Genomic DNA, 9714 nt, shown 5'->3' with positions numbered 1-9714 from the left:
TTCGAATCCCGTTTTTCGCTCAAAATACCAAGGCTTGAGTGGTGGAATTGGTAGACACGCTGGACTTAAAATCCAGTGGGCAGTAATGTCCGTGCGGGTTCAAGTCCCGCCTTGAGTACAAAAGCTCCTTACCTTGTAGGGGGCTTTTTTTATGTATTTATATGGTAGAGGTTTTTAAGGTTAAAAACCTACAGAAAATAAAAAAGTCCCGAACTCGGGACTTTTTTCTTAACTAGAACGAGGTTCTAATTATTTTTTCTCAGCTGGAGCAGCTGTTTCAGCTTTAGCAGTTGTGTCAGCAGCAGTTGTGTCAGCAGCAGTTGTATCAGCAGCAGCAGTTGTGTCAGCAGCAGTTGTGTCAACAGCAGTTGTGTCAGCAGCAGCAGCGTCAGCGTTTTCTGATTGTTTACAAGATACTACAGTCAAAGCAGCAATTACAGCCAAGCTTAAAAATACTTTTTTCATCTTACTTAATTATAAAAGGTTAATTATTAATTCGGAGCAAAGATATAAATTTTTTTAATCAGAAAAACAATTGCCTCCTTTTTTTTAAAAAATTCGTACTTTGGATTCCGCGATTTATTTATCAAATATCATGCCAAAGTCTATTTTTTGGACTTTTTATTTTTTGTTTGCGGAGTGATGATTTTCAGCTCTTTAATGATGTTTTGTGCATTGGCAAATTTATCAATCACAAATAAGATGTACCGCGCGTCTACCATAATATTGCGACAAATATCGGGTGAATAATAAATATCACTCATAGTTCCTTCCCAAACGCGATCAAAATTACACCCAATTAAATTCCCCTCCGCATCAAGCGCCGGGCTCCCCGAATTACCACCTGTGGTATGGTTGGTCGCAATGAAAGCCACGGGCATTTTACCTTGTTTGTTCGCATAGGGTCCAAAATCCTTGTTATTGTATAACGAAATTAATTTTTCGGGGACGTCAAATTCATAATCGCCAGGGATGTATTTTTCTATCACTCCATCCAGCGTGGTAAAGGGTTCGTAATAAACACCATCACTTGGTTTGTAGCCTTTAACCTTTCCAAAAGTCACGCGTAAGGTGCTGTTGGCATCAGGGAATATGCGCGCTGATTTCGGACTCAATTCAACAATAGCCTTCATGTATTTGCGTTGTGTAGCGGCAATTTTAGCATTCCATTCTTCCCATTTGGGAGCCACTAATTTCAAATACGTATCGGTAATCGATTTGACCAATTGGTACCCTTTGTCTTGACGCATATTGGCTAAAATAGTAGCTGTGTCGCCCTCCAATAGTTTCCGAAACCCTTCAAGATTCGTTAGCGCTGAATTAGTGTAGATTTCATCGGTCAAGCTTTCCGCATTGACATTTTCCAACACATTAGGTAGAAAAGCCTTTGGTAAACGTTGAGCATACAACGCGATTAATTGTTCGAAAACAGCTTTATCCAGCGGGGCATGATAATCTTTGTAAAAGGCATCGATTCCTTTATACAATACATTTTTACGTTCTGTAAACGCTTGCTCTCCTTTGTTTTGATACAATTGCTCCAGTTGAACCAGTTTGTAGCCTGTTTGAAGTAACTCGGTATTGCGCAACACCACTTCGGTAAATAAATCGCGGGCCAAGGCATAATCACGGATTTCAGCGTAGTAGGTTTTAAAATCACTCAACAAATTTCCATATTCCTCCTGTTTTTCGGCTTTGATGATTTTTTCACTCAGTTCTTTTTCAAACGCTTCTTTGGCGGCAAGGGCATTCGATTTTTTCAAGCCTTTGGTTTCTCCAATCCATTTCTTCCAATAATTGGCAATACTCGAATTTTTGGAGGCATATTGAATTTTAATCGCTTGATCTTTGCGCATAAAGCTGTTCTGAATTTTCAAAGCAGCGTCTCGCACATCGATTTTGGCCGGATTTAAGGTGTTCACAATTTGTTCTACGGCATACGAAGGTAAGTATTCTTGTGTACGCCCAGGGTAGCCCATTACCATGGTAAAATCATTTTCGCGAATACCTTTTATTGAGATAGGGAAAAAATGCTTTGGGGTGTAAGGAATGTTCTCTGCAGCATAAGCCGCCGGGCGATTGTTTTTATCGGCATAAATTCTAAACAAGGAGAAATCTCCCGTATGTCGGGGCCAAACCCAGTTGTCGGTGTCCGAACCAAATTTCCCTATGGCACTGGGAGGGGCTCCTACTAAGCGAATGTCTTTAAACGTTTCGGTTACAAAACGAATGTATTGATTGCCGTCGTAAAAGGGTTTGATCACGTTTTCTTGCCAACTTTCTTTAGGTAAGTTCTTGGTTAATTCGGCGAGATTTTGTTGAATTTTTTTCTGTTTTTCGGTTTCATTGGTAATGTTTTCCGTGCCAGCGAGTACACTCGAAGTAACATCCTCGATACGTACTACAAACGTAACGACCATATCGGGGTTGGGTAATTCCTCTTTTAAGCTGTAGGCCCAAAATCCATCCCGCAGATAATCGTGCGCTACCGACGAATGATTTTGAATCGCATCAAAACCACAGTGATGGTTGGTTAAAATGAGTCCTTGATTGGAAATCACTTCAGCCGTACATCCTCCATCAAATTGGGGAACGGCATCTTTTAAACTCGATTGATTGAGGGAGTAAATTTGTTCGGCGGTCAACTTGAGCCCCAAATTTTTCATTTCTGTTTCCCGGTCGCCTTTCAGTAAATGAGGCAACCACATTCCGCCCTGTTGGGCAAGGACTTGAAAACTTAAAAAAAGTACAAAAAATAGAAATTTACATTTTTTCATGCGTCAATGTAGGTATGTAATTAGTAGTAATATAGGAAACAATATGTTCGGTAGCTCCCGTATTTTTTTGGACAAAGGTAGCGCAAAGGTTGCCTTTTTCTTTTCGTTCTTTGGAATTGGTAATCCATGTGTCGAGTATCGCTTTTAATTCCGATTCATTCGAAATACTTACGCATCCTCCCAAATGAACCAGCGCTGTGGCTTCTGCAAAATGCTCGTAATGCGGACCAACCACAATGGGAATGCCAAAAGTAGCGGGTTCCAAAACATTATGAACGCCCGGATGACCAAATCCACCGCCCACATAGGCGATATCAGCATAGGCATAAATTTTAGTCAGTAGCCCCACCGTGTCAACAATTAAAATGGCAAAATCTTTAAGCGGCAATGTGTCTCTTTGTGAATACCGAATTGAGGGACGTTTCAATTGCGCTTCAAAAGCATTCAGCTGTTCGGTTTTTATATTGTGCGGTGCAAGGACAAACTTTAGGTTCTCAGGTGCTTCATTGATATAATGCGCCAACAGTTCTTCATCTTTGGGCCATGAACTCCCAATAACAATAGTAGTGGCGCCCTGTGTATATTGTTCCATAAAATCAAGCGTATACTCGCGTTGCAGCACGGCATTGACGCGATCAAAACGCGTGTCGCCTGAAACCGAAACCGCCATTATTCCAATGGATTGTAAAAGGGTTTTGGATAGGTTATTTTGAACAAAAAAGTGGGTAAATGTGCGCAAAGCATTGCGGTAAAATCCGCCATACACTTTAAAGAAAACTTGATTGGGTCGGAAAACACCCGAAATTAAAAAAGTCGGAATTGCTTGTTGACGCAATTGTTTCAAGTAGTTAGGCCAAAATTCATATTTGATAAAAAAAGCCATTTGAGGCCGAACCGTTTGTAAAAAACGATGGGCATTTTCGGGAGTATCCAAAGGTAAGTACACCGTGATGTTGGCAACAGTGTTGTTTTTTCGTACCTCATACCCCGAAGGAGAAAAGAACGTGAGTACAAGCGTATGATTGGGGTATTTCAATTTTATTTGTTCCATCACGGGAAGTCCTTGCTCGTATTCGCCCAAAGAAGCGGCATGAAACCAAAGCGTGTTATCGCGGCCGTGTAGTTCTTTTTCCAAGGTGTCCCAAACCGATTTCCGGCCCTCCACAAACCGCTGTAATTTGGCATTGAAACGGGCCAAAAGAGGGAGAATTAGCGCCACAAAGCGGATGAGTAAGGAGTAAGCAAACTGCATTATGGGAATTTTTCTGGGCTAAAATACAAATAAAATGTGGAAGATGGGAAGCGTTTTTCTCGTCAAATGCGTTGTGGAAAGTAGTCGGATTTTTACGAAACTTTAAATCGAAAAAGAGAATGGGGGTCGTAAAGCGCATGGAGATTTTATGTACTTTTGTTTTGTATTAAGACGATGTATGAAAAAATTACAAATGGTTGACTTAAAAAGTCAATACGATAAAATAAAGGAAGAAGTCAATGCTTCCATCCAAGAGGTTTTAGATACTACCACCTACATTAATGGACCCCTAGTGCATCAATTTCAAGCCGATTTAGAGGCGTATTTGGGGGTAAAACATGTAATTCCTTGTGCGAATGGAACCGATGCATTGCAAATTGCCATGATGGGATTGGGGTTGCAACCTGGTGATGAAGTAATTACAGCCGATTTTACCTTCGCAGCTACCGTTGAGGTCATTGCTTTGTTGCAATTGACTCCAGTTTTAGTAGATGTGGATCTCAATAATATGAACATATCTTTGGAAGGAATTCGCAAAGCGATTACGCCCAAAACCAAAGCGATTGTTCCGGTACATTTGTTTGGTCGTGCGGCCAATATGGATGCGATTATGGCCATTGCCAAAGAGTTTAATCTGTATGTTATTGAAGACAATGCTCAAGCGATTGGAGCTGATTACACGAGTGCCGATGGTGTCAAACGAAAAGTAGGGACCATCGGTCATGTAGGAGCTACCTCATTTTTTCCATCCAAAAATTTAGGATGTTATGGCGATGGTGGGGCGATTTTTACGAACGATGATGCCTTGGCGCATACCCTAAGAGGGATCGTCAATCACGGTATGTACGTGCGGTATCATCACGATGTGGTAGGTGTCAACTCGCGACTGGATAGTATTCAAGCCGCTGTGTTAAAAGCAAAACTTCCCCATTTGGACCACTACAACCGTGCGCGTCAAGAAGCGGCTCGTAAGTATAGCGCCGCCTTGGGAAGCAACCCGAATATTTGGGTGTCTACGATTTGTGAGCAATGTGATTGCCATGTGTTTCATCAATATGTAATTCGCATTCTAAATGGCAAACGCGATGCCTTACTGGCGCATTTACAAGAAAAAGGAATTCCCTGTGCCATCTATTATCCCATCCCGTTACACCGTCAAAAAGCCTATTTGGATGTGCGTTACCGTGAGGAAGATTTTCCCGTAACCAATCAGTTGGTGGATGAAGTTATCGCACTACCCATGCATACGGAACTGGATGACGAACAGATTCGTTTTATTACCGATACCATTTTGGATTTTATATAAAAATAGAAAGTACATGAAAATTGTTGTCACAGGGGGGTTAGGATTTATAGGGTCGCATACCGTTGTTGAATTGCAAAACGAAGGATTTGATGTTATAGCCTTGGATAATTTGTCCAATTCTTCACTCGATGTTTTAGAGGGAATTGAACGAATTACGGGTAAAAAACCCCAATTTGAGCAGATTGATTTGCGCGAGAAAGCAACGGTGCACGATTTTTTCCAACGGCATAAGGATGTATCGGGAGTAATCCATTTTGCGGCCAGCAAAGCAGTGGGGGAAAGTGTTGAAAATCCGTTGTTGTATTATGAAAATAATATTAATGCCTTGGTGTATGTGTTACAATCGTTGGCACAACTTCCCCAAGCCAATTTCATTTTCAGTTCGTCATGTACCGTGTACGGTCAGGCTAAACAAATGCCAATCACGGAGGATGCTTCGGTGCAACCCGCCATTTCTCCCTATGGCAATACCAAACAAATCGGAGAAGAAATTATCACCGATACAACTAAAGTCACCCATATCAATGCGATTTTGTTGCGGTATTTTAACCCTATCGGGTCGCATCCTTCAGCCGAGATCGGAGAGTTACCCTTGGGGGTGCCTCAAAATCTAGTCCCGTTTATAACGCAAACGGCCATCGGACTTCGTGAAAAACTTTCCGTCTTTGGGGATGATTATCCTACCCTCGACGGGACGGCTATTCGGGATTATATCCATGTGGTTGATTTGGCAAAAGCTCATGTGGTTGCCTTACAACGCTTACTACACCAAAAAAACACCGAAAAAGTGGAAACCTTCAACTTAGGAACGGGTACAGGAAGCTCGGTTTTGGAGGTCATCAAAACTTTTGAGAAAGTGAGTGGAAAACCCTTAAACTATCAAATTGTAGGGCGTCGAGAAGGTGATATTACGGAAGCATATGCCAATACCGACAAAGCCAATACGGTATTAGGATGGAAAGCGCAATCTACGCTAGAAGAGGCATTAGCCAGCGCTTGGAAATGGGAGCAAAAGATTAGATCATAATCCATAAAATCAAAAAGAGGGCCTAAGCCCTCTTTTTTTTACAACTAATTGGCCTGTAAATTATTTCTTTACAGCTTCTTTCGCGGCAGTGGTTGCTTTATCAGCACCCTCTTTCGCAGTCTCTTTGGCTTCTTCACCAGCGGCTTTCACAGCATCTCCGGTTTCTTCAATGGTAGCCTCGATTTTGGTGGCTGCGGTATCAGCCTCTTTTTCCAAAGTATCTGCAATCTTTTCAGTTTCAGACACTACTTTTTCATCGGTTTTTTTCTCGCAAGAAACCACCATCAATGCTCCGATTACAGCGAAGCTCAACATTACTTTTTTCATTTTTTTAAGGGATTAAGAATTAATAAATAAAAAGAACTAATTCCCCTATTACAAATCGAATGCCAAAAAAATACGATGTTCGACAAGAATCGAAAAAAAAGTATTTTTTAACACTTCAAGGTATAAAAAAACCCCTGTTTAAGGGGGTTGATAAGTTTGATAAGTTAAAAAAGTTTAATAAGTTTAAAGCGTTTACTGTTTTGCACTTTCTTTAATTGCTTTGGCTTTTTCTTCAACTTTCGTAGCGCCTTTTACCAAAAGCGTATCTACTTTAGATTTAATTTTTTTCGTAGTTGAATCCAATGCTTTTTCTGTTTTGGTAGTCACCGAATCCACTTTTTCTTTTACTTCTTGCGATACCGCATCTTTGGCGGCATCTAGTTTCTCTTGAGTCGTTTCTTTGCACCCAACGAATAGCAGTAGGGATGCAATACTAAATACAATCTTTTTCATCATTATGCCGAAATTGTGGTTACTTCTTTATTAATTTTATTGACCAATCCTACCAATACTTTCCCAGGACCCACTTCCGTAAATGAAGTAGCGCCGTCAGCAATCATTTGTTCTACCGATTGGGTCCATTTTACAGGTGCTGTCAATTGAATGATTAAATTCTTTTTAATGGTGGCGGCATCTTTTACCGCGCTTGCTGTTACATTTTGGTACACGGGACAAATTGGGTCGTTGAAATGGGTTGCTTCAATCGCCGCGGCCAATTCTTCACGAGCGGGTTCCATCATGGGTGAGTGGAAAGCACCGCCCACCGGTAATAATAAGGCGCGTTTGGCACCTGCTTCTTTCATTTTTTCACAGGCTTCTTCCACCGCTTTAAATTCGCCCGAAATCACCAATTGTCCGGGACAGTTGTAATTGGCAGCCACCACAACACCGTCAATGGAGGCACAAATATCTTCTACTATTTTATCGTCCAAATTCAACACTGCCGCCATCGTAGAAGGTGTAATTTCACAGGCCTTCTGCATCACTAAAGCACGTTGTGAAACCAATTTCAAACCGTCTTCAAAAGACAAAGCGCCACAGGCGACCAAAGCTGAGAATTCCCCTAAGGAATGTCCAGCCACCATTTCGGGTTGGAAATCGGCTAAGGTTTTTGCCAAAATCACCGAATGCAAAAATACCGCAGGTTGGGTTACTTTGGTTTCTTTTAACTGTTCAGCCGTCCCTTCAAACATAATGTCGGTAATGCGAAAACCTAAAATTTCATTGGCTTTTTCAAATAACTCACGCGCAACTGCTGAGCTTTCATATAAGTCTTTACCCATACCGGTAAATTGAGCTCCCTGACCTGGGAAAACGTATGCTTTCATATGATGCATCGGGTATTAATTAATGGCTTATTGTATCTTGGTAACAAAAATACAAAAAATTACCTGCCCTGATTAGAATTCGATACCGCGAACAATAGCTTCCAATTGCGCCTTGATTTCGGGTTGGATGATTCCATTGTTTACATCAAAGTTTTCATAAAAACTGGGTAAGGAAAACGTGCCTTTGAGCTGTGCCCCTTGATACGGGAATCTATTTTGCGCCATTTCCAAAACACTTGCCCCGCCGCGTGCCCTTGGAGAAGTCGCGAGAAGCAGCATCGGTTTGTTTTGAAAATTTTTAGGGTTGATACGGGAAGTCCAATCCAACAAGTTTTTAAAGGCAGCTGAGTAGGCTCCGTTGTGCTCGGCTAGTGAAACCACCAGCAAGTCGGCCGAGCCTATTTTTTCATAAAAATCATGCGCCGCTTGGGGGATGCCCTCTTTTTCCAAATCGACCGAAAATAGCGGAAGCGGGTAATCATTTAAATCCAATACTTCAACCGAAGCGTCGGCAACCAAGTGCGCGGCATAAGAAGCGAGTTGTTTGTTGATCGAAGTTCGGCTAGTCGAGCCGCCAAAAGCAATAATTTTTTTCATAGTTACGTGTGAAGCCAAGCTCCAAAATGATTACGTAAAAGCGGTAACAACACATAGGCCATCAAAGGAACAAGAATCAGCGTCATGATTAAGATTCGAATAAGTAAGGCCTGCTCTTTACTACTGTCGCCAAAAAAATGATCTCTTAAGTATATTTATTGAAACATGGGGACTTCCATCAATAACAATTCCGTGTCTTCGGTCATTTGAAAATCAACCGTGGCCAATTGAGCACCGTCAGTCCAAATGCCCATACCGTCACGAAGCCCTAATTCCTGGCCGTCCACAGTCAAAGCTCCTTTAATCACAAAAACATACAAACCGTTGCCTTCTTTTTTAAAGGTATACTTAGCCGCATTACCTGCTTTAAAGTTCCCCATATGGAACCACGCATCTTGGTGAATCCATACGCCTTCATCGTCGGCATTGGGCGATAAAATTTGTTGAAATTTCCCCTCACGATCCGGAACATGCAAGGTAATTTGTTGGTAACGGGGTTCGACATTGCGGTATTTTGGGAACACCCAAATTTGTAGCAAATTCGTACGACGGTCGTGATTGGGGTTGAACTCACTATGTTGAATGCCTGTTCCTGCACTCATCACTTGCACGTCACCGAATTTGATGGTTTCAGCATTGTTCATGCTGTCTTTGTGGGCCAAATCGCCTTCCAGTGGAATCGTGATGATTTCCATATTGTCGTGTGGATGCGTACCAAAGCCCATGCCGCCGGCCACTATATCATCATTGAGCACACGAAGGACGCCAAATTGCACCCGATTGGGATCATAATACCCCGCAAAACTAAAGGTGTGACGGGCTTCTAGCCAACCGTGATTGGCATAACCACGGGTGTTGGATCTATGGATAACAGTATTTTTCATCTCGTTTAAAAAGTAATCATTAGTTCGATACAAAGGTAGGCGAGGTCTTGTTTTGGAGCACTTAATTTAGGTTAAGAAAATGATTTTGATTTTTTGAAGCAGACGTTTTTGTTCTTTATCCAGTATCTTCCCGCTATCCGCTATATCCCTCCACTGCGTTACGGGGATGTCGCTCCTATCGGGGCTAGAAGTCAAGTTTGATTGATTGTTTGAGGT

The 9714-nt window shown here is 41.8% G+C and carries 10 protein-coding genes and 1 tRNA gene; 3 read left to right on the top strand and 8 right to left on the bottom strand.

Annotated features, from left to right (window positions below):
- Positions 1 to 32 precede the first annotated feature (32 nt).
- A tRNA-Leu gene (locus Q0037_RS07105) sits at positions 33 to 118 on the top strand.
- Positions 119 to 249: 131 nt separating this feature from the next.
- On the opposite strand, the gene Q0037_RS07100 is transcribed toward Q0037_RS07105, so the two are convergent.
- From Q0037_RS07100 to Q0037_RS07090, 3 genes are all read right to left on the bottom strand, one after another.
- The gene (locus Q0037_RS07100) at positions 250 to 465 is read right to left on the bottom strand and encodes a hypothetical protein (RefSeq protein WP_297516953.1); all 216 of its coding nucleotides are present in this window, start codon (positions 463 to 465) and stop codon (positions 250 to 252) included.
- A 140-nt stretch (positions 466 to 605) separates the two neighbouring features.
- Positions 606 to 2777, bottom strand: a complete 2172-nt coding sequence (locus Q0037_RS07095) for a S46 family peptidase (RefSeq protein WP_297516952.1) — start codon at positions 2775 to 2777, stop codon at positions 606 to 608.
- Entirely contained in the window at positions 2764 to 4029 is a 1266-nt protein-coding gene (locus Q0037_RS07090) for a glycosyltransferase N-terminal domain-containing protein (RefSeq protein WP_297516951.1), read from the bottom strand. Before Q0037_RS07090 ends, Q0037_RS07095 begins: the two co-directional genes overlap by 14 nt.
- Positions 4030 to 4207: 178 nt before the next feature.
- On the opposite strand from Q0037_RS07090, the gene Q0037_RS07085 reads away from it, so the two are divergent.
- Together Q0037_RS07085 and galE are read left to right on the top strand one after the other, a co-directional pair.
- On the top strand, positions 4208 to 5335 hold the full coding sequence (locus tag Q0037_RS07085) for a DegT/DnrJ/EryC1/StrS aminotransferase family protein (protein WP_297516950.1): 1128 nt from the start codon (positions 4208 to 4210) through the stop codon (positions 5333 to 5335).
- A gap of 13 nt (positions 5336 to 5348) precedes the next feature.
- Positions 5349 to 6362, top strand: a complete 1014-nt coding sequence (gene galE, locus Q0037_RS07080; RefSeq protein WP_297516949.1) for a UDP-glucose 4-epimerase GalE — start codon at positions 5349 to 5351, stop codon at positions 6360 to 6362.
- 60 nt (positions 6363 to 6422) lie between these two features.
- On the opposite strand, the gene Q0037_RS07075 is transcribed toward galE, so the two are convergent.
- The 5 genes from Q0037_RS07075 to Q0037_RS07055 all read right to left on the bottom strand — a co-directional run bounded on the left by Q0037_RS07075 (position 6423) and on the right by Q0037_RS07055 (position 9498).
- Positions 6423 to 6689: a hypothetical protein gene (locus Q0037_RS07075; RefSeq protein WP_297516948.1), complete on the bottom strand. Its 267-nt coding sequence runs from the start codon at positions 6687 to 6689 to the stop codon at positions 6423 to 6425.
- A 192-nt stretch (positions 6690 to 6881) separates the two neighbouring features.
- On the bottom strand, positions 6882 to 7145 hold the full coding sequence (locus Q0037_RS07070; protein WP_297516947.1) for a hypothetical protein: 264 nt from the start codon (positions 7143 to 7145) through the stop codon (positions 6882 to 6884).
- A complete protein-coding gene (gene fabD, locus Q0037_RS07065) occupies positions 7145 to 8017 on the bottom strand; it encodes an ACP S-malonyltransferase (protein WP_297516946.1) in 873 nt (290 codons plus the stop codon). Before fabD ends, Q0037_RS07070 begins: the two co-directional genes overlap by 1 nt.
- 72 nt (positions 8018 to 8089) lie before the next feature.
- Positions 8090 to 8614 (bottom strand): NADPH-dependent FMN reductase, encoded by a 525-nt coding sequence (locus Q0037_RS07060; protein WP_297516945.1) that lies wholly within the window; start codon positions 8612 to 8614, stop codon positions 8090 to 8092.
- Between the two features lie 155 nt (positions 8615 to 8769).
- Complete coding sequence (locus Q0037_RS07055) at positions 8770 to 9498, bottom strand: pirin family protein (protein WP_297516944.1); 729 nt, start codon at positions 9496 to 9498, stop codon at positions 8770 to 8772.
- Positions 9499 to 9714: the final 216 nt, after the last annotated feature.

The sequence above is a fragment of the Flavobacterium sp. genome (genome assembly GCF_027482425.1).
GTDB lineage: Bacteria > Bacteroidota > Bacteroidia > Flavobacteriales > Flavobacteriaceae > Flavobacterium.
Note: the sequence above shows the minus strand (reverse complement) of the source record. Positions and strands in the feature narration are given on the sequence as shown.